This window comes from Flagellimonas pelagia, from assembly GCF_003584135.1.
GTDB classification, from domain to species: Bacteria; Bacteroidota; Bacteroidia; order Flavobacteriales; family Flavobacteriaceae; genus Flagellimonas; species Flagellimonas pelagia.
The window spans coordinates 1-21125 of record NZ_QXFI01000018.1 but is presented as its reverse complement, the minus strand read 5'-3'; the positions used below and the strand labels follow the sequence as shown (position 1 = coordinate 21125).

General features: G+C 46.5%; 17 protein-coding genes. All 17 read left to right on the top strand.

Annotated elements, in window-relative coordinates:
* Positions 1 to 2: 2 nt before the first annotated feature.
* The 17 genes from dinB (at position 3) to D2V05_RS06380 (ending at position 21093) form a co-directional block, all read left to right on the top strand.
* Positions 3 to 1217: a DNA polymerase IV gene (gene dinB, locus D2V05_RS06465; protein WP_036379060.1), complete on the top strand. Its 1215-nt coding sequence runs from the start codon at positions 3 to 5 to the stop codon at positions 1215 to 1217.
* 1 nt (position 1218) lies between these two features.
* Complete coding sequence (locus tag D2V05_RS06460; RefSeq protein ID WP_119618876.1) at positions 1219 to 4200, top strand: DNA polymerase III subunit alpha; 2982 nt, start codon at positions 1219 to 1221, stop codon at positions 4198 to 4200.
* 246 nt (positions 4201 to 4446) lie between these two features.
* Complete coding sequence (locus tag D2V05_RS19955; RefSeq protein WP_081894468.1) at positions 4447 to 4755, top strand: DUF6660 family protein; 309 nt, start codon at positions 4447 to 4449, stop codon at positions 4753 to 4755.
* Positions 4756 to 4879: 124 nt separating this feature from the next.
* Positions 4880 to 9253, top strand: coding sequence for a CusA/CzcA family heavy metal efflux RND transporter (locus tag D2V05_RS06450; protein WP_119646830.1), 4374 nt, complete (start codon positions 4880 to 4882; stop codon positions 9251 to 9253).
* 4 nt (positions 9254 to 9257) lie between these two features.
* Positions 9258 to 10457 carry an efflux RND transporter periplasmic adaptor subunit gene (locus D2V05_RS06445; protein WP_119618874.1) on the top strand — a complete coding sequence of 400 codons (1200 nt, stop codon included), beginning with the start codon at positions 9258 to 9260 and terminating at the stop codon, positions 10455 to 10457.
* 15 nt (positions 10458 to 10472) lie between these two features.
* Positions 10473 to 10889, top strand: a complete 417-nt coding sequence (locus tag D2V05_RS06440; RefSeq protein ID WP_067036187.1) for a Fur family transcriptional regulator — start codon at positions 10473 to 10475, stop codon at positions 10887 to 10889.
* Positions 10890 to 10931: 42 nt separating this feature from the next.
* Positions 10932 to 12899: a heavy metal translocating P-type ATPase gene (locus tag D2V05_RS06435; protein ID WP_119646828.1), complete on the top strand. Its 1968-nt coding sequence runs from the start codon at positions 10932 to 10934 to the stop codon at positions 12897 to 12899.
* 885 nt (positions 12900 to 13784) lie between these two features.
* Entirely contained in the window at positions 13785 to 14138 is a 354-nt protein-coding gene (locus D2V05_RS06425; protein WP_036385938.1) for a single-stranded DNA-binding protein, read from the top strand.
* A 62-nt stretch (positions 14139 to 14200) separates the two neighbouring features.
* A complete protein-coding gene (locus tag D2V05_RS06420) occupies positions 14201 to 14650 on the top strand; it encodes a JAB domain-containing protein (protein ID WP_119618872.1) in 450 nt (149 codons plus the stop codon).
* Between the two features lie 150 nt (positions 14651 to 14800).
* On the top strand, positions 14801 to 14998 hold the full coding sequence (locus D2V05_RS06415) for a hypothetical protein (protein WP_090294768.1): 198 nt from the start codon (positions 14801 to 14803) through the stop codon (positions 14996 to 14998).
* Between the two features lie 303 nt (positions 14999 to 15301).
* A complete protein-coding gene (locus tag D2V05_RS06405) occupies positions 15302 to 15481 on the top strand; it encodes a hypothetical protein (RefSeq protein ID WP_067036202.1) in 180 nt (59 codons plus the stop codon).
* Positions 15482 to 15757: 276 nt separating this feature from the next.
* Complete coding sequence (locus D2V05_RS19655; RefSeq protein ID WP_183114795.1) at positions 15758 to 15928, top strand: hypothetical protein; 171 nt, start codon at positions 15758 to 15760, stop codon at positions 15926 to 15928.
* 24 nt (positions 15929 to 15952) lie between these two features.
* Complete coding sequence (locus D2V05_RS06400; RefSeq protein WP_119618878.1) at positions 15953 to 16540, top strand: BfmA/BtgA family mobilization protein; 588 nt, start codon at positions 15953 to 15955, stop codon at positions 16538 to 16540.
* Between the two features lie 2 nt (positions 16541 to 16542).
* Positions 16543 to 17562: a MobB family relaxase gene (gene mobB / locus D2V05_RS06395; protein ID WP_119618879.1), complete on the top strand. Its 1020-nt coding sequence runs from the start codon at positions 16543 to 16545 to the stop codon at positions 17560 to 17562.
* A gap of 11 nt (positions 17563 to 17573) precedes the next feature.
* Positions 17574 to 19169 (top strand): type IV secretory system conjugative DNA transfer family protein, encoded by a 1596-nt coding sequence (locus tag D2V05_RS06390; RefSeq protein WP_119618880.1) that lies wholly within the window; start codon positions 17574 to 17576, stop codon positions 19167 to 19169.
* Between the two features lie 309 nt (positions 19170 to 19478).
* A complete protein-coding gene (locus D2V05_RS06385; RefSeq protein WP_147378242.1) occupies positions 19479 to 20153 on the top strand; it encodes a hypothetical protein in 675 nt (224 codons plus the stop codon).
* A gap of 25 nt (positions 20154 to 20178) precedes the next feature.
* The gene (locus D2V05_RS06380) at positions 20179 to 21093 is read left to right on the top strand and encodes an IS481 family transposase (protein ID WP_119646114.1); all 915 of its coding nucleotides are present in this window, start codon (positions 20179 to 20181) and stop codon (positions 21091 to 21093) included.
* The last annotated feature ends 32 nt before the right edge of the window (positions 21094 to 21125 follow it).

Sequence of the window (21125 nt, the reverse complement as noted above, 5' to 3'; positions counted from 1 at the left end):
TTATGAAACCCACCATTCTCCATATCGATCTGGATACCTTCTTCGTCTCCTGTGAACGACTACTGGACAGCCGTCTGATGAAGCGGCCCCTCTTGGTCGGTGGGTTGGGGGACAGAGGGGTGGTCGCGGCCTGTAGCTATGAGACCCGGCGTTTTGGGGTGCATTCAGGGATGCCCATGAAAGTGGCCCGGAGGTTGTGTCCGGAGGCCACTGTGATTAAGGGCAATGCAGGGACCTATATGAAGTTCTCGGACAATGTGACCGAGATTATCAAGGAGAGTGTCCCGGTCTTTGAAAAGGCCAGTGTGGACGAGTTCTATGCCGACCTTTCCGGGATGGACCGTTTCTTTGGCTGTTACAAATACGCCTCGGAAATTCGACAACGGATCTTGAGGGAAACGGGATTGCCTATTTCCTTTGGACTCTCCCAGAACAAGGTGGTCTCCAAAGTGGCCACCGGGGAGGCCAAGCCCAACAACCAGATGAAGATCGATCTTGGACTGGAGAAAGAGTTCCTGGCGCCTTTACACATTCGTAAACTGCCCTCCGTGGGGGAGAAAACCTATGGGCTTTTGTCCAATATGGGGGTGACTACCATACAGACCGTACAGCAACTGCCCTTGGAGATGCTGGAAAGCGCCTTTGGGTTGCATGGACGGACCATCTGGATGCGGGCCCAGGGGCTGGACAATTCCCCCTTGCTCCCGTTTCATGAACGGAAGTCCATTTCTACGGAACGTACCTATGGAAAGGATACCACCGATATGGTCAAACTGGAGACCACCTTGTTCGCCATGGCCGAGAACCTGGCCTACCAACTCCGAAGGGCCAATAAGATGACGGGCTGTGTGAGTGTGAAGATCCGGTACAGTGATTTCAAGACCTACACCAAGCAGAAACGGGTTCCCTATACTTCTGCGGACCATGTGTTGGTACCCTTGGTGAAGGAACTCTTTACCTCCCTTTATGACCGAAGGATGCTCATCCGACTCGTGGGTGTCAACTACAGTCATATCGTAGGGGGGCATTACCAGATCGACCTGTTCGCGGATGACGAAAAACTGCTCAACCTCTATCAGGCCATGGATCGTGTACGGAACCGATTTGGGGAATCCAGTTTGATGCGGGCCTCGGCCATGGGGGCCCATAGTATAGGAAGAGGCGGAAACCCCTTTGACGGACAACCACCCATCTTATTGGCCCATAGACAACAATAGCATGTACTTGAACTGCCATACCTATTATTCCTTGAACTACGGGGTGCTTTCCGAAACGGAGCTCTTGGAGTTGGCCTGTTCCCATGGGGTGGAAACCTTGGCCCTGACCGATATCAACAACAGTTCGGCAGGGATGAACTTTGTGCGACTGGCCCATGAGCAGGGAATACGTCCCATTCTGGGAATCGATTTTCGCAACGGGAACGTACAGGAGTTTGTGGGCCTGGCACAAAACAATGAAGGGTTTCGGGAGATCAATGCCTTTCTATCCGAACATTTGCATAAGGGAACATCCATTCCCTCCGTGGCTCCAATATTCGAACATGTCCATGTCATCTATCCCTTCGAGAAGATCCAGGAGGAGGAACGGACAGACTTCCGAGCTTATGAGTACATTGGGGTATCCGTCGAAGAGCTCCGGAAATTACGGTTCTCCCGGTACCGGGATTATACCGATAGATTGGTGTTGTTACAGCCCGTGAGCTTTCGTAACAAAAAGGATTTCAATACCCATCGGTTGCTTCGGGCCATAGGATTGAACACACTGTTGAGTAAACTTCCCCAGTCCGAGGAGGCCAGACCCTCTGATACCCTTCGGTCCATGGAGGAACTAAAAAAAGCCTTGGTTGATTTTCCGCATATCTGGGAGAATACGCAGCGGTTGATGGACTCCTGTACCATTGCCTTTGGGTTTGGAAGTGAGCGGGTTTCCCAGAACCAGTCCCGTTTTTTGGCGTCCAAGGCCTTGGATGTGGAGCGGTTGCGGGAACTGGCATTGGATGGGCTGCCTCGACGCTATGCCCATCCCACGGAAAAGGTCAAGGAGCGGATGTTCCGGGAACTGCGTACCATTCAGGAACTGGACTTCGTGTCCTATTTTTTGATCAACCATGATATCGTCTCCTATGCCAAGTCCAAAGGGTATCCCTATGTGGGCAGGGGGAGTGGGGCCAACAGTCTGGTGGCCTACCTAATTGGGATCACCGATGTGGATCCCATTGAACTGGACCTGTATTTTGAACGGTTCATCAATCCCTTTAGGGCCTCCCCTCCGGATTTTGACATTGATTTTTCCACCTGGGACCGGGACGATGTCACGGCCTATATTTTTGAACGTTTCGAGCATGTGGCCCTATTGGGAACCTACAACACCTTTAAATACCGGGCCGCTGTTCGGGAACTGGGCAAGGTGTTCGGTCTGCCCACCGAGGAAATCGATAAGCTCAGTGCAGGTCGGTATGAGCAAGGAAGCTTGGACGAACTGGCCCGATTGGTGCTGAAATACGCCACCTATATCCATGGGATGCCCAATTACATCAGTGTGCATTCCTCGGGGATCTTGATTCTGGACCGTTCCGAGCATTACTATTCGGCCACGACCCTGCCGCCCAAAGGGTTTCCGACGGTGCAGTTCGATATGATCATTGCCGAGGATGTAGGCCTGTTCAAGTTCGATATCCTTGGGCAACGGGGATTGGCCAAGATCAAGGAGGCGGTTGAGGTGATCAAGGACAACCGACCCGATGCCATGCTTTGGGACATCAAGAGCGTGGAGGCCATGAAACAGGATGCCAATATCAATCGGTTGTTGAGCCAAGGAAGGGCGATAGGGGCCTATTATGTGGAATCCCCAGCCATGCGGGGGCTGATGAAAAAGCTACGGACCCATGACTACTTGGGACTGGTGGCGGCCAGCTCCGTGATCCGTCCAGGGGTATCCTCCTCGGGGATGAAGGATGAATATATCCGCAGGGAGCGGGAACCGGAACGCCGCAAGGAGGCCAATCCCATCCTGTTGGAGATCATGCCGGAGACCCATGGGATCATGGTCTATCAAGAGGATGTGCTCAAGGTGGCCCATCTCTTTGCAGGACTCGACCTAGGGGAGGCCGATGTGTTGCGACGGGGGATGAGCGGAAAGTTCCGTTCCCGGGAGGAATTCCAAGCAGTGAAACTCAAGTTTTTTGAAAACTGCAAACAAAGGGGGCACGATGCTGCCTTGACCCAAATGGTCTGGGAACAGATCGAGAGTTTTGCGGGTTATGCCTTTGCCAAGGGACATTCCGCTTCCTATGCCGTGGAAAGCTACCAGAGCCTGTATCTGAAATGCTACTTTCCCCTGGAATTTATGGTAGCCGTGCTCAACAATAGGGGAGGGTTCTATGATACAGAGCTCTATGTCCATGAGGCTAAGATGTGGGGAGGAATTATCCATCCGCCCTGTATCAACCGCAGTGATCATGTCAATGTCATCTATGGGAAGCACATCTATTTGGGGCTGGGGCAGCTTCGGAGTTTGGAACGTTTGGTCATCCAACGCATTTTGAACGAAAGGCAACTCCATGGCAAATTCCGAGATTTTGATGATTTTATCGACCGTGTCCCCATTGCCATCGAACAGTTGACCATCTTGGTGCGTATCGATGCCTTTCGTGTCTTTGACGTGCCCAAGAAGCAAGTGCTTTGGCAGGCCGTGTTCAAGACCAAGGCCCATCGAAAGGAAACTATCCAGAAACTGCTCTTTAAACCCAACCACAGGCATTTTACATTGCCGAATTTACCTTCCCATCCTATTGAGGATGCCTACGACCAAATGGAACTTCTGGGTTTTCCACTATGCGGGTATTATGAACTTATGGACGGCAAAGTGAAGAGTAGGCTGACTGCCGGTGATTTTGAGGCCTATGTCAACCAAAGGATCTGGATCTATGGTTCCCTAGTGCATACCCGATTGAACACCACATCCAAAGGGGACACCATGCGCTTTACCACCATGCTCGATCTGGAAGGGCACTTTTTTGACTGTGTACACTTTCCACAAACGATGGCATCCACACCCATTCATGGAAAGGGCATCTATTTATGCCACGGAACGGTGACCGAAGAGTTCGGGCATTTCAGTCTGGAGGTGGTTACGACCGTCAAACAACCCTTGAAACCTGACCCGAGACAAGTGGGATCGGGAGCGCTATTGGCCAAATAAAAGCGAGTAAGGACGTATTCCGATCAATACTGCGCAAAGATAAACCCGGAAAATATTTCTCGGGAAAGGGACGGCATAAGGCCGTTGCCGATGTCACTTTTTTCATACTCTAGTAATGACCTGATATTTTAGGGGGAAAACTCCAATAATGAAGTTTGGAACTACTTTTTATTGGTCCAAAAAGAGTTCCTTTTAAGAACCATTCTTTGCAATAGAGTTGCACTTGGATTTTTTTATCTTTGCCCCGTGAAATTTTTGACAATCATATTAACAATATACTTCTTGGCGCTCAACGTGGTGCCTTGTAGTGATTCAGGGAATGCCTCTGACGATTGCCAAACTGTTTCGGTAGTCGATTCTGACGGCGACCAAGGTGACGATTGTGAACTTTGCTCGCCTTTCTGTCAATGTCATTGTTGCCACGTTCACACCATAGATTTTGGGCTTGTCGCATTTGAACCGTACCAGCCAGAAATCCCAGACGAATTCTTTGCCCATTTTGATGACCTCGGCAAGGATATTCCACCTTCTCTTTTACAGCCCCCTCGGGCATGATCCAGTTTTTATAGGATAAAACTATCCTGTTTTGACGTGACTTTTTCATGGTTACGTCAATATCGTGCGTTGCTTTTCATCAATGCGCCCAGTAAGAATATAAACTGAATCAATACCCTTGTCCATGATCAACAGAATCATTGATTTTTCAATCAATAACAAATTTATTATAGGTCTGCTGACCCTCGCATTGATTGGTGCGGGCGTTTATAGCATGACCCAAGTTCCCATCGATGCCGTACCGGATATCACCAATAATCAAGTACAGGTCATTACCCAATCACCCAACCTGGGAACGGAGGATATAGAACAATTTGTAACCTATCCCGTGGAAGTTGCGATGAGCAACCTACCCAATGTCAAGGAAATCCGCTCTGTTTCCCGTTTTGGGCTTTCTGTGGTGACCATTGTATTTGACGATGAGGTGGGCACTTATTTGCCCAGACAACTTGTAGCCGAAAAACTGCCCGAGGTTCAGGAACAGATCCCTTCTGGCTTTGGCAAACCCGTTATGGGGCCAATTTCAACGGGATTGGGTGAAATCTACCAATATACCCTTGAAGTAGATGATGAACATCAAGGTGAATATTCGGCAACGGAACTGCGAACGATGCAGGACTGGATTGTACGGAGACAGATGGCCATGGTACCCGGCGTGGTCGAGGTAAACGCCTTTGGCGGAAACAAAAAGCAATACGAAGTGGCGGTTGACCCGGACGAACTTCGCGCCATTGGTATTACCATTACAGAAGTGTTCTCGGCCCTTGAAAACAACAACCAGAATACAGGTGGGGCCTACATCGAGCGTAACCACCAAGCCAACTTCATTCGTGGTGAAGGGCTGGCCAGGACCATATCGGATATTGAAAACATGGTGGTCAAGGCCGTTAATGGCATTCCCATCAAAGTGAAGGATATAGGTAAGGTAAGCATGGGAAGTGCGGTACGCTATGGTGCGCTTACCAAAGATGGAAAGGGCGAAGCCGTGGGCGGAATGATCTTGATGCTCAAAGGGGCAAATTCCAACGAGGTGATCGAGAACGTGACCCGACGTGTGGAACAGATACAACGGTCCCTTCCTGAAGGGGTGTCCATCAAACCTTTCCTTGACCGTAGCGAATTGATCGCCGAGACAACAGGCACGGTAACGGGGAACCTTTTGGAAGGTGGGCTTATCGTGATCTTCGTGTTGGTCTTGTTATTGGGAAATTGGCGTGGCGGACTCATTGTGGCTTCGACCATACCCTTATCCCTATTGTTTGCCTTTATTCTGATGAATGTTTTTGACGTATGGGCAAACTTGATGAGCTTGGGGGCAATCGATTTTGGAATCATTGTGGATGGTGCGGTGATCATCGTAGAGGGCACCGTTTTTTTAATGTACTCCTATGTGGTCAAAAAGAATGGCGTTAGTGCAGAAACACGGGATGACATCGCCGCCAAGGCCTCCAAAAAAATGATGAACGCCGCTTTCTTTGGCCAGCTGATCATTCTGATCGTGTTCCTGCCCATTTTGGCCTTGGAGGGTGTCGAAGGGAAAATGTTCCGGCCCATGGCCCTTACCTTCATTTTCGCCATGATCGGGGCCATGCTATTGTGTCTTACCTATGTGCCCATGGTTTCGGCATTGTTCCTACGGCCGCCAAAATCCAAAAAACAATCCTATGGCGATAGGTTCGTGCATTGGATTGAGCAGAAATATGAACCGTTGTTGACCAAATCACTTTCCAAGGCCAAAGTGGTCGTAAGCATTGCCATTGCCATTTTTGCCATTGCCATTTTCGTCTTTACGAGAATGGGCGGTGAGTTTATCCCGCAATTGGACGAAGGTGATATTGCCTTTCACGCGATCTTGAAACCCGGCAGTTCCCTGTCGGAAACCATCGAAACCACGACAAAGATTGAACGTATCGTGAAGGCCGAATTTCCCGAAGCGGAAACCGTTCTCAGCCGTATCGGTGTCGCCGATGTACCAACGGACCCGATGCCCATGGATATCGCCGATGTCTTCGTTATCCTCAAACCAACGGATGAATGGACATCTGCAGAAAGCAAGGATGAATTGGTGGAAAAAATGAAGGAGGCCATCAGTATCGTTCCCGGTGTGAATTTTGAGTTTACCCAACCTATAGAAATGCGCTTCAACGAATTGCTTACGGGTGTTCGTGAGGATGTGGCCATTAAATTGTTCGGGGAAGACCTCGGCATATTGGCAAGCAAGGCCGAGGAAATGGGGGAAATCATTGCCACCGTTCCCGGTGTGGCAGATATGAAAGTTGAGGCCACGGACGGCCTGCCACAAATCACCATTGACTATAACCGCAATAAATTGGCACAGTACGGTCTAAAGATCGAACAGCTCAATAAAGTGGTACAGGCCGCCTTTGCAGGAGGAAAGGCGGGCGTAATCTTCGAGGGTGAAAAACGGTTTGACCTGGTCGTAAGACTTCAAAAGGAAAACCGGCAAGGCATCGAGGACATCCAGAACCTGTTCATCAACCTGCCCAATGGTTCGCAAATCCCATTACGGGAAATTGCCGAGGTAAGTTATGAACCCGGCCCGATGCAGATAAGCCGTGACAATACCAATAGGCGGACCTATGTGGGCATCAATATTCGCGACCGTGATGTAAAATCCGTTGTAGAGGATATCCAAGAAAAATTGGATGCCCAGTTTGACCTGCCCACAGGATATTACATTCGGTATGGTGGTGCTTTCGAAAATCTGGAACGCGCCAGCAATAGATTGCAAACTGTTGTCCCTATTGCCTTGTTCCTGATTTTCATATTGATTTATTTTGCGCTAAAGTCCTTTCCACAGACCTTGATGATCTACCTCGCCATCCCGATGGCCACCATTGGCGGTGTGTTCGCCCTCTGGTTAAGGGATATGCCCTTTAGTATTTCCGCGGGGGTCGGCTTTATCGTGCTTTTTGGCGTGGCCGTTCTGAACGGACTCGTCATGATAAGTGGTCTCAATGAACTGAAGGAAGAAGGCGTGACCAATCTTAAAGGTAGAATTATAGAAGGCACCAAAAGACGGATTCGTCCCATTATGCTCACGGCCTTTACGGATATTTTAGGGTTTCTTCCCATGGCCGTTTCGGCTTCGGCCGGGGCAGAGGTACAGCGACCTTTGGCCACCGTGGTCATTGGTGGCTTGATAACTTCGACCCTCTTGACCCTCTTTATCCTACCCATCTTTTACCAATGGGTCGAGGGACGTTCGGAACGGATGAGGAAACCCGACCCGAAATGGGTTACCCCTGTGGTCATGGTCCTTCTTTTGTTCGCCACCGCACTGCCTGCCAAAATGCATGCGCAAGAAGGTTTTGAAAATGCACGGCAGATCCAGCCTAATGATTCACTGCCCGCTATTTCATTGGAAGAGGCGGTGGAAGTTTCCAGGAAAAACTACCCGCTGTTGAAAGCGAAACAATGGGAGGTCCAAAAACAAACCGCCCTAAAAGGTATGGCTTACGACCTTGGCAATACCCAAGTCTTCACAGGTGGCGAAGAAATTGCGGACGGACAAGGAATTTATACCTTGGTTGGGGTTGGACAACAGAATATCGACCTGTTGGGCATCAGTGCAAAAAGGCGTTTGCAGAGACAACGCATCGCTTTGGCCGAGACAGCTCTTGACCTTTCCGAACTGCAAGTGGAACAGGAGGTCAAAAAGGCTTGGTCAGAAGCCTATCGACAACGACAGAAATTTGAACTGTACCGTGAACTGGATTCCATTTATTCACAGTTTAAAAGAGCAATAGAACTCAACTTCAAGGTAGAGGCCATTTCCCGGCTGGAATATTCATCGGCCACAAATCAGGCCTTACAAATCAACAATCAACTGCAACAGGCCGAAAGTGATTATGCCATTGCCCTGCAAAAGCTCAATCTTTGGTTGGTTTCGGACATCTACTATTCCGTTCCAGAAAAACTTGATGAAAGTGCGGTAACGGTTTTGGGATGGGAAGGGGATTTGGGAAAACACCCAGAGCTGGAACTTTCACAAAGGCGCATCGAGGAGGCCGAGGCGACATACGATGCAGCACGGGCTGACTTGCTGCCTAAGTTCAACCTTCAGGGCGGACTGCAACAGGTCAATGGTGATAGCGGGTTCTACACCTATCAAGCCGGCATTTCGGTTCCTTTGTTTTCAGGTGGACAGCGTAGTCAAGCCAAGGCCGCCAAAATTGAAAGTGAAATCGCAAAGACCAATGCGGATTATACCAAACGCCAGCTGCAATCCGAATATCGGCAGGCGGTGCAAGCCTATCAGAAATGGAGCGCATCGTGGCAATTTTATAGGGACAAGGCCTTGCCGCTTGCCCAAGAGCAGCGCAGGGGAGCATTGTTGGCCTACGCGGAGGGTGCGGTGGACTATGCAGCGTTCACACAGATTATTCGGGATGCCATAAACACGGAAATGGATGCACTTGACGCTCTTGACAACTATCTAGAATCAGTATTTGAATTACAATATTTTAAACAATAGACAAATGAACAATCTTTTTAAATATAACGTTATTGGGCTTGTGGCGATGCTCTTGGTACTTGCTTCCTGTGGGAATTCCAAAGCCGATACTGAAGAAGCAAAGCAAAAAAAACCTGAAATGGACGAAATGCACAAAGAAAGTGAAGCCAAAGAAGCCATGCTTACGGAGGCGCAGTGCCGGAATCTTAACATGAGAATCGATACCGTCGCCCAACGTGTTATGAAGCAGTATGTGGAAGCCAATGGCCAACTGGAGGTCCCACCTCAGAATGAAGCGACCATTACGACGGTCGTGGGTGCCAATGTGGTGTCCATAGAGGTCATTGAAGGCGACAAAGTAAAAAAGGGACAAACGGTCGCCTATTTGTCCCACCCCAATATCATCCAGAAACAGACCGATTACCTGAACGCCTACAGTAACAGCCAGTTTCTGAAAAAGGAATTTGAAAGACAAAAAACCCTGTATGATGCCGGGGTGGGCAGCGGGGCCAACTTTCAAAAGGCCGAAGCGGAATACCGGGCATCCCAAAGCCTGGCAAAGGGATTGGAAGCACAGTTGCAACAATTGAACATTGGTGCGTCCGGGGTGAGAAACGGTACGATTTACCAACGGGTGGCATTGCGAAGTCCCATTGAGGGATTTGTCCAAAACGTAGCGGTGAAGACCGGACAGTATGTAGAACCGCAGACCGACCTATTTGAAATCGTTGACACCCATCACGTCCATGCCGATTTAATGGTGTTTGAAAAGGATGTGTACAAAGTAAAGGTAGGGCAGCAAGTATCCTTCAATGTACAATCCATTCCCGGAAAGGAACTTACTGCGAAAATTTATTCCGTAGGGAAAACTTTCGAGCAAAATCCCAAAGCGATACACGTCCATGCTGAAATCGAGAACAAGGAAGGGCAGCTGATTCCAGGGATGTATGTTGAAGGACGGATTGAAATCCAAAAATCCGAGACCGTTGCGGTGCCTGAAAGTGCAATAAGTTCGAACGAGGGAAAGAAGTATATTTTTAAAGCGGAGCGTGAAGGCAATGACTGGAGCTTCAAACCTGTCGAAATTAACACAGGCCCAAATGACGGGGATTGGGTCGCCATCGATTTTGTAGATTCCGTTGGGCCAAATACTACATTTGCATACAACAATGCCTACTATTTAATGGCCCAAATGAAAAAAGGGGATGCGGGACATAGCCATTGATAAAATTACAATATGATGACAGAAATTGAAAAAACATTGGAAAACAAAGGTGTACGCCCAACGGCGATGCGTATTTTGATCTATAAATATTTGGCTGAAAAGGAAGTGGCCATTGCCCTGACCGATATGGAGAACGCTTTCTCAAAAGCGGACAGAACCACATTGTACCGGACCCTGAAGACCTTTGAGGAAAAACGCATTGTGCACCAAATAGATGATGGCACCAATATTTCAAAGTATGCCCTGTGCGAACCAGGTTGCAATTGTGAAATGGAACAAGATCTGCACTTGCACTTTCATTGCGATAACTGTGATGAAACGGTCTGTCTCACTGAGCATAAGATTCCCCATATCAATCTACCTGATGGGTATGTGGCAGAAAATGCCAATTTGGTCATTAAGGGAATCTGCGACAAATGCAGCGGGCAATAATTGCACTTCCGTTGCATGAAACAAATAACGACCTTACCGTCTATGAAAAAGAAAAAAGTAAAACTACGTGATCTTGGTTCAAAGGAACGCCAGGGCGAACACGGACACGAAAGTGGCCATAACCATGACGGTCCTGAAGGTGTATCTAAATTCAAGACCTATTTACCGGCCATTTTCAGTTTTGTAATGCTTATCATCGGCATAGCAGTGGACTATTTTGATGCTTTTCCGTTTTTCAAGGGCTGGATAAGGATCGCATGGTACACCCTTGCCTATTTGCCTGTTGGTTTTCCTGTCATCAAAGAAGGTTGGAACAGTATAAAGCATGGTGATTTCTTTACTGAATTTTTCCTGATGTCCCTTGCCACTCTAGGAGCCTTTGCCATAGGCGAATACCCAGAGGGCGTGGCCGTAATGTTGTTTTACGCCGTGGGCGAACTGTTCCAAAATGCAGCAGTCAATCGGGCAAAGGGAAATATTAAGGCCCTTTTGGATGCGCGACCGGACGAAGCTTTGGTGCTTCGTAACGGGAATTTCGTTACCGTAAATCCCCAAACCGTCGAGATTGGCGAAAGGATACAAGTACGTGTGGGTGAGAAAATCCCCTTGGACGGCATTCTCTTATCCGAAAGAGCTTCCCTCAATACGGCGGCAATTACTGGCGAAAGTAAGCCCGATACGATAAATAGAGACGAAAAAGTCTATGCCGGAAGTATTAATCTCGAGGGTGTTATCGATGTAGAAACCTCCAAAGAATTCAAGGACAGTTCCATCACTCGAATCTTGGATATGGTACAAAACGCTACAGCCAGAAAATCAAAGACAGAACTGTTCATTAGAAGATTTGCAAGAATTTATACGCCCATTGTGGTTTTCCTTGCCATTGGATTAACGTTCTTGCCCTACTTTTTTCTAAATGACTATGTATTTAGGGATTGGCTCTATCGCGCATTAATATTCCTAGTGGTTTCCTGTCCCTGTGCCTTGGTCATTTCCATTCCGCTCGGCTATTTTGGTGGTCTGGGAGCGGCATCCCGAAATGGGATTCTTTTCAAAGGTGCATCTTTTTTGGAAGCAATCACCAAAGTGAACACGGTAGTGATGGACAAAACGGGAACCGTTACCAAAGGGGTTTTTAAAATCAAGGAGATCAAGACCGCGCAATTTGAGGAAGCCAAGTTTATGAAATACCTGATGGCCATGGAGGAACAATCTACCCATCCCATAGCAAAAGCAATTTTGGAATACAAAGCCGAAGGCACGGATATAAAGGCAACCGATGTATCGGAAGTTGCAGGAAAGGGATTAAGGGGAACGGTCAATGGGAAAACAGTGCTGGTGGGCAATAAAGCCCTAATGGCCTCAAACAACATTGATGTACCTTCAGAAACCGATGATATTGTAGATTCTATTGTAATGTTGGCCATTGATGAAAAATTTGCAGGCTATGTTACCATTGCAGATGAACTCAAGGAAGATGCCCATCAAGCCATCCAACAAATCAGGGATGCCGGGATTTCGAAAATCATAATGCTTTCGGGTGACAAAGATTCCATAACGCAACAAGTCTCGAAAAAGTTGAACTTTGATTGGGCAAAGGGCGGCCTGTTGCCAGAAGATAAGCTCGGCGAAGTCGAAGAACTCAAAAAACAATCAGACACCAAAGTGGCCTTTATGGGCGATGGCATTAATGATGCGCCCGTTCTGGCCATCAGCGATGTGGGCATTGCCATGGGAGGCTTGGGTAGTGATGTGGCCATTGAAACAGCAGATGTCATCATTCAGACCGACCAACCGAGCAAGATGGCACGAGCCATTAAAATAGGACGCTCCACCCGAAAGATAGTTTGGCAAAATATTGGGCTCGCTTTTGGCGTGAAGGCATTTGTGCTCATCCTTGGAGCGGGAGGCCTAGCCACGATGTGGGAAGCAGTTTTTGCTGATGTGGGGGTTGCCTTATTGGCAATATTGAATGCTGTTCGACTTCAGCGGATGAAGTGGAACACTTAGTTTCAAAGAGGAACCATTTTTTGGGCTAACTTATATTTCAGCCGTTGTTGGCAGCCCCATGGTTCGCCAAGACCTTCAATAAAATTGTACATGAGAGGCTTCGCAGGTTGTGTCACCCAAACAACTGTCCGTGTATTGGAGGGGACTTCAGGAAGGTTAGGGGTCTGATTCTTCGAGAAACGGCGACAGGACTTATGAGACAATATGAAAGCTTCCGGGCATAAAAAACCGTATCCGAACAATTACGAAATGCTTATCACTGAGGATGATAAATAATCCGGTCGTAGGGTAACTCCAATACGTTTGTTCCCTTATTGTCGTAATGTTTGATGAAACTTCATTTGGTCAAAACGGAAGCCGTCCAAACGGATCTTTGGTGCGCCCTTCCTTAGCAAACCCTTCTTGGGGCTTTGCCGGGAAAGGCCGCAAATCCGTCCGTCCGCCCAACAAATTTTAAGGGGTCCATAATAAAAGAAGCCCTCGTTGTTTTTCGGGGCATCGAAAAACAGGGCAGTGCCCAAGGACTTCCTATCAGGACACCATTGCCTGCACTCGCTTAACTTCCCGTACGCTCCCTTGCCAATGGGTCTGAAGGAATTCCTAAGGCCCTTATCGAACCTGTCAAGGCCAAGACAGGTTTTGTCCACAAATAGGGTTTCCACTTCCTTGAAAACCTAAAGGTTTTGCTACGTCGCGGAGCCTCCCGATTTCTGTCCAAAAGCCTTGACAGAACCCCCCTTCTTTTATTGTGCTACGCACGTAAGAAGCAAACAAACGCCCCTTAAAATTTGGGAAACAATGACCAAAAAAATAGAGGGGAAATTTTTAACCCTGTTTGCTGATTTATCCATACTGGAAGATAGCAGGCCTTTAAAACTTTTTATCATGAGTACATTGAGAAACAAAGTGCAGTTGATCGGAAACGTGGGGCAAGACCCCACCATTACTGACCTTGACAAAGGCAAACGTGTGGCACGGTTCACCATGGCCACCAACGAACATTACAAAAACTCCGAAGGGGAACGGGTGACCAATACCGAATGGCACACCATCATCGCATGGGGAAAACTGGCGGACATCATCGAAGGCTTCGTGACCAAGGGCAAGGAAGTTGCCATCGAAGGGAAATTGACCTCCCGATCCTATGAGGACAAAGAGGGCAATAAAAAATATGTGACCGAAGTGGTGGCCAGTGAGATCCTGCTTTTGGGCGGTGGTGATAACAATACCACCGAGTAAAATGGATAGGGGGTGTCCAGTCTTTGGGCATTCCTTTCTTTTTCATCCTTAACACATTTGAAATGGAACACCGTGTCAATGAAATACAGATCAGTTATCGGGAAAAACTCAGCACGCTGAAATCCCTGTCCGTGACGAACTCCAATGAGGTGGCGAATCTATTGTTCCAAAATTGGGACAACAAGACCATAGGCCTGCACGAGACCTTTAAGATCGTGCTGCTCAACCAGTCCAACAAGGTAAAGGGCATTTATCCACTATCCCATGGGGGCATCACAGGTACCTTGGTAGATCTGCGCATCCTTTTTGCCATTACCCTAAAGACCCTTTCCGTGGGGATCATCCTCGCCCATAACCATCCTTCTGGACAACTCAAGGCCAGTTATCAGGATAAACAATTGACCCAAAAGATCAAAGAGGCGGCACAGCTTTTTGATGTCAAGGTTTTGGACCATATCATCCTTGCGCCTGATGGTAGGTATTACAGTTTTGCTGATAATGGAATTCTTTAATCCAATGGTCATGGAAGCGAATACAGCGAATACAGAAATGATGGAATTTGAAAAATGGTTGGAAGAACAATATGACCCAAGGTATTACCCCGATGGGTTCGATCCAAGCCTATATGATCTGTGAGCAATGAACTATCAAAGTTTTGAATAATGGTCTATTTGAACTTTACCAACCTTGATAGCGAGACCCAGGAACGTTTGCTTTCCGTATCCAAAGAAGATGTGGAAAGCCGTTCCGGGACCGAATTGCTCCAATTTGCAGAAACGCATGATAAGGACTATGATACCCTCTTGGAAGAAGAGGCAATGCGAAATCTCTACAGTTATGATTTCGTATTCAATATGTGAATGCCAAAACACACCATCGAAGCCCATCCATCACGATGGGCTTTTTTTATGGGTTCATGGTTGGTTTTTAGGTGGGTCGAACACCCAAAAACCAATTTGGGAAATTCTTGTTTGCAAAGTATTGGGCAACCCCAAAGTATACCTATCCCTTATTTGACCGCAAGTTCGCCCTTCAAAAATGTTCCCATCAAAAGACTACGGCATAAACCGTTCGTACCTCACTCCTTCCGTTTCCTTTTGAGCTGAAATTTTTGGGAAGTGCGGGGATGCCCTCAAATAATTAATAATCTAAAATCATGTATTATGAAAGCAATTGTAAAAAAGTCATTGGAAATCCCTGCAAAGAAACATCCAAAGAAAAGCGTTGTCAAAAAGACAGCGGATGCCACGGTGGACAAAACCTACTCCCTGGTGGTCAATCTCTGGATATTTCGGTATGAGTATTACAGGGAACAGACCAATACTGTTCCATCGGAGGACTGACGGGAACAAGACCCTTGAAAAAGGGTCTTTTTTTTGGCGTTCCCGTGGAACTCCCGACGTTGTGGAAACCCAAAAATGGACGTTTCATATTTACTGCGGGCAAATGATGCCATTTGCCCGCAGAACGCATTTTTGTGCCTGAAGGAATGTGGGTATATTTAAGATGCTACATCGTAGCAAAGTTTGCACGGCAACCCAACTTGATCTGACTTTCCAAAAGTCCGTGCTCCATAGGGTAAAATATGAAAAGGGACGGCTGTCTTTTTAAGATGGTTTGTGCGATGCTTTTTGGGCCTTTGGCGCAAAAAGGAGAAGCAAGAGGATAGCGTGCTGGCGCAGCGCTACCGATCATGGTTGCTCCGTAAGGCCCTGTTTATAGGGGTTTTGGGCATTTTAGAAAACTTGGGGCATTCGGTTTTTGTTGAAAAAATGGGCCGGGCCCAGTAAAACCAAGGAATTTTTGTTGAAAAAATGGATAAGGGTTACGAAAAAGAGACGTTTGCGGGACTGAGGATCAAAATCTCGGTGGCCCTGAAATTTCGGAGCTTTTCCAAACGGCAAGGAAAGTCCCATTCCATGACCTTGTTGGCCATGGTGGAGTTTTTTGAACGCCATGGGATCTCCCCGGAACAACATTTTGGGGAGACCATCGCCAGTATGAAATTGTTCATGAAGCGACGCTTCAATGCCATGGTGGCCATCATGCGCAGCATCGAAAAGGAACAGACCCTGCCCACGGTCAGTATGATGCAGGCCCTCTTTCAGCAGGAACTGGAATCTGGGGAGGGGGACGAATGGGAAGGGGACTTTGAATTTTTTGAAAGGCAGCTGACCGAGATCAACACGCCCACCAATCCTGAGCTGTTGGATAAAGAGACCACCGTTCCCAAGATCGTCCATGAACGGTTGAAGGAACAGGTGGAAGAATTGAAAGCTGATTTTGGGCATGTCCTGGATCATGTGTCCGTGACCAAAAACCGCTTCGGAAAGGACCACCTCAAAGTGGACCTCAAACCCGGAGCCATAGAACAATACCGTACAAAACTCAAAAACCTATAAGCATGTACATCGCCATCACACGACAACACTTGGGAGATAACTATCATGGCAGTGCCAGTGATTTTGTCAAGTATCTGGAAAAGGAGAACGAAGGGAAGGCCCCTGAAGATCAAGAACTGTTCTTCAACCAAACAGAAAACAATATTGATGCCCAGCGGGTCATTGCCGAGATCGATGCCAATACGTCCAAGTTGTCCAAACGGGATCCCAAGTTCTATTCCATCATGGTCAGTCCCTCCCAGGCTGAACTCAACCATATCGGAAATGACCCCGAAAAGCTGAAACAATATACCCGGGAACTGATGAAGACCTACGCGGCCTCCTTTTATAGGGACAAAGAGGTGACGGTCAAGGAGGTATTGTATTTCGCGAAACTGGAAAGGGAGCGGACCTATTCCGAAAAGGACAAAAAGGTCAAGGAGAACCAGGCCTATGCCAGCAAGATTTTGGAACTGCAACACCAGATCAGGGCCATCAAAGAGGGTAGGGAGCAAGGGGACATGGCCAAACTTCAAGAAAAAATCAATGCCTTGGAAATGGAGGCACCCCATAAACAGAACGGGAAACGTATCGTTCCAGGCATGGCCAAGGAAGGCCACCAAAGCCATATCCATATCATCGTCAGCCGAAAGGATGTGACCAACTCCCATAGCCTTTCCCCAGGTTCCAAGTTCCGCACCTCGGAAACCACCCTCAATGGGGAGAAGGTCAAACAGGGCTTTGACCGGGACAAGTTCTATCGGACGGCTGAAAAGACCTTTGACAAACAATTCGGGTACCGCCGGAACTTTGTGGAGACCTACCATGCCCGAAACTTGTTGGATAAAAATCCCAAGCAATTCTTTACGGCTCTTTTGGGATTACCAACAACCGAGAAACAGGCTGCCAAACAATTGTTGTTCAAGGCGGGAATCAAAGTGCCTAGCATCCCCACCAATAAAGCGCAGTTGGCCTATAAAGCGATGATGCAACTTAAAAAAGGTATCGGAAAGGCCATGGAGTCAGGATCCATTGGAATATAAAAAATTTAAATATGGAAAGTTTAGGATGGGTTGAAATAGTATTTGGTATGGTGATCGGGGCAGGAATCTCGGTTGTAGTAAATCGATTTCTCAAATATGGGTTTGTGATATGGGTTTTTGGCATTGTTCTTTTGGCCGTGGCCAATGGTTTACTAAGGGGGTGGGATGGTCTATTAAGAGAATCATTGGTCCTTTGGTTGCCGTTGTTTTTTGTCCATGTGGTAATCTATGGTTTGGTGGACCACTACAAAGACAATCAGAAACCCTCAAAGGTTTTTGAGGTGAAAATGAGGGTAAAGGGGAGGCCTCTGGTTTTAGGAAACATCCGAAGGGGGGTCTCCGTGATGGCTTCTGCAGGAAGCGGTAAGACCGAGAGTGTCATCTATAATTTTTTAAAGCATTTTCAAAAGGAGCATTTCTCCGGGGTCATCCATGATTACAAGGATTTTGAGATCACGGAAATGGCCTATCCTTTATGGAATGGGGAGCAGGTACCCTTTAAGATTGTTTCCTTTGGCCCCATCTATAATCGTGTGAACCCCATCGATCCCAAATATCTGCCCGATGAGGAGAGTGTCCATGAGGTGTCCCGGGTGCTGTTGGAGAACTTGATGGAGCATAGGGACTCCGATGAGAACAGTACTTCCCGTTTTTTTAAGGATGCAGCCGAGGGCTTGATCAGTGGATTGATTTGGAGGTTAAAGACCGATTATCCGCACTATTGTACCCTGCCCCATCTCATGGCCGTTTTTCAGCAATTGGCCACCAAGAGCTTGATCAAATTCTTAAAAGAAAATATAACCTCCCGGGCCATGGCCGATGCCTTTATCAGTGGCATAGGGTCCGAACGACAGACAGCAGGGGTACTCAGTACCTTGGCGAATGGGTTCAAAAAGATCAGTACCCGGAAGATCTTTATGGTGCTTTCTGCTGATGAGATTTCCTTGGATATCAATAATGAAGACCACCCATCCGTCATTGCCTTGGTGAACAATCCACAAAAGGATGCTTCCCTTTCCCCTGTGATCGCCACCATCATCCATACGATTTCCAAGCAGATGAGCCAACGCAACCGGAAACCTTCTTTTATGTTGTTGGAGGAGGCCTCTACCTTACGGCTGTTGAACATGCACAGGATACCGGCTACATTACGGAGCTATGATATCGTAAGTGTCTATGTCCTTCAGGACAAGATCCAAAATGATATGATGTACGGGGAGAAGGCCAGTAAAGCGATACTCTCCAATCTATCGTATCAGTTTTTTGGGAAAGTCAATGACCCGGACACGGCTCGATATTACGAACGCTTCTTTGAGTTGGTCAAGATACCGACCCGGAGTGTGAGCAAAAGTTCGGGGTTGAACCTGGAACGACGGATAACGGAAGGGGAGAAGGAGGTGTCCAAGCGTAGGGCCGAGGTGTTCTTTCGGTTGAAACAAGGGGAGTTTGTGGTATTCGCTGATGGTAAGGATAGAAAGGTACAGTTTCCGAGGCCAGAAATTGAAAGGGGATTGCCCAAGCCTTTGCTGGTTTCAGAATTGGAATTGGAACAACATTATCTGAAAGTGCATCATGAAATAAAAGGAATTTTTCTGTATGTAAAATAAAACTAGTTTTAATACATCACTGACTCCTTTTTTGCAAAGAGGTTCGGCTATCATAACGGGTATGAAAGAAGTTAAGTTTAATGCGTAAAAAATATACTTCCATTCCATTCAGAGGACTTAAATTCATAAGCCAATTATTTTTCTTGGTTACTTCTTGATTTCAAGTAATGAAACAGTGTTATTTTGAAAGGTGTTGAGATAAAATTATGTAGCTTTCCTTATCTTAAACATGCGAATTTATACCCTTAGAATACCATAATGGATTATAGGAAAATTACTCGGAATATAATAAGTAACCCCACCTTAAGTTTGGCACAAAAAGCTGCCCTGATTAAGTTACATGTCCCATCTGGTCATTACAAAGATGCTTTAAGAATTAACCCATTAATAGGTAGATATATACTACAGAATCCTTTTTTTGAATCAATAGAGAGCATCTATATTAAAGATCCATTTAGCTTTTTAAACGATTTGAAGAGCGAGTTTAGATGGATTACTTGGATTATAGATAATTTTTTACAAGAAATAAATGATTTCTTAAAATTAAAATGCCAATTCGATAAAAGCATTTTACTTGAAAACTTTACCAACGCTAAGGAGTTACTTGTTCAAATTGAGACCAAATTTGGTATAAGTCTTTGGAGTATAGAAGCTAGCTTATTGATTAAGGATCATGAAATTGGATCTGAAGCAAATTGGAATGCCCTAAGTGATTATTTGAGGAAAATTAAAAATCCAATATATGAGTTCATAATAAATTCTAGTAGCAAAAGGATTGAGTCGAAAGTTAGTTTCCAAAATTTCATTACACAATTTCAAAATGATATTGATGCGGTAAATACGGAAGGAGCTCTAAGAGATTTTTTGGTTTTTAAAAACTTTAGTTATCCCGATTATGAATATTCGCATCCCAATCTAGAAGGTGTGTTGTATGTTACTAATACTTTATCTGTGACTACGTCAACTAAAAGTGTACTATTTTGATAATAAATCAAGAGACACTTTTGACATGGAAAAGACAAGAGAAATTGAGCAATACTTAAGATGGAAGTTCAAACTAAGAGTACTTGAATTTGCAAAAGATTATGGAAAGGTCAAGGAGACCTGTGAAATGTTCAATGTTAGCAGGAGCAGCTATTTTAATTGGAAAAGAAAGTTTGACAAACATGGAGCAAAGGGTCTTTTAAGGAAAAAGAGGGAAGCTGATACCTACCCCAATAGAATCAATCAGAAAACGGTTGATCTGATATTGGACCTTAGAAAGGAATACAAACTTGGCACATGGCGCATCAAATGGTATTTGGAAAGATATCACAGTATCAATGTCTCTGAATCAAGTGTCTACAGAACCCTGAAAAGGAATGGTATCAAGCCGCTCGAACGAGCCGTTACCAGAAAAGCGATGGGACCTAAACGCTATGCCAAGAAAACCCCGGGCCACCATGTTCAAGTAGACGTCAAGTTCTTGGTTTTCCACACCAAAGAAGGAAAAAAGATAAAAAGGTATCAGTACACGGCGATTGATGATTGCACACGTATCAGAGCGTTGAAAGTATATGAAAGGCACAACCAATCAAGTTCCATTGACTTTATGGATTATGTGGTCGGTATGTTCCCGTTCCGAATCCATACCGTCCAAACCGACAATGGGCATGAATTCCAATCCAAGTTCAATTGGCATGTGAAGGACCTTGGCATGGAGCACCGTTATATAAAGCCCGGAAGACCCCAGCTCAATGGAAAGGTGGAACGGTCGCACCTCACGGACAAAAAGGAGTTCTATCAACTATTGGACTACTCCGACGACGTGGATTTGAACAAAAAAATAAAGCAATGGGAAGACTTTTATAACTTTGATAGACCACATGGTGCATTTAAGGGAAAGACACCCTATGAAATTTTAATGTATCACTTGAAAAAATAAGAATTCAGTGCCATTTTAGCTGAAGTAGCACA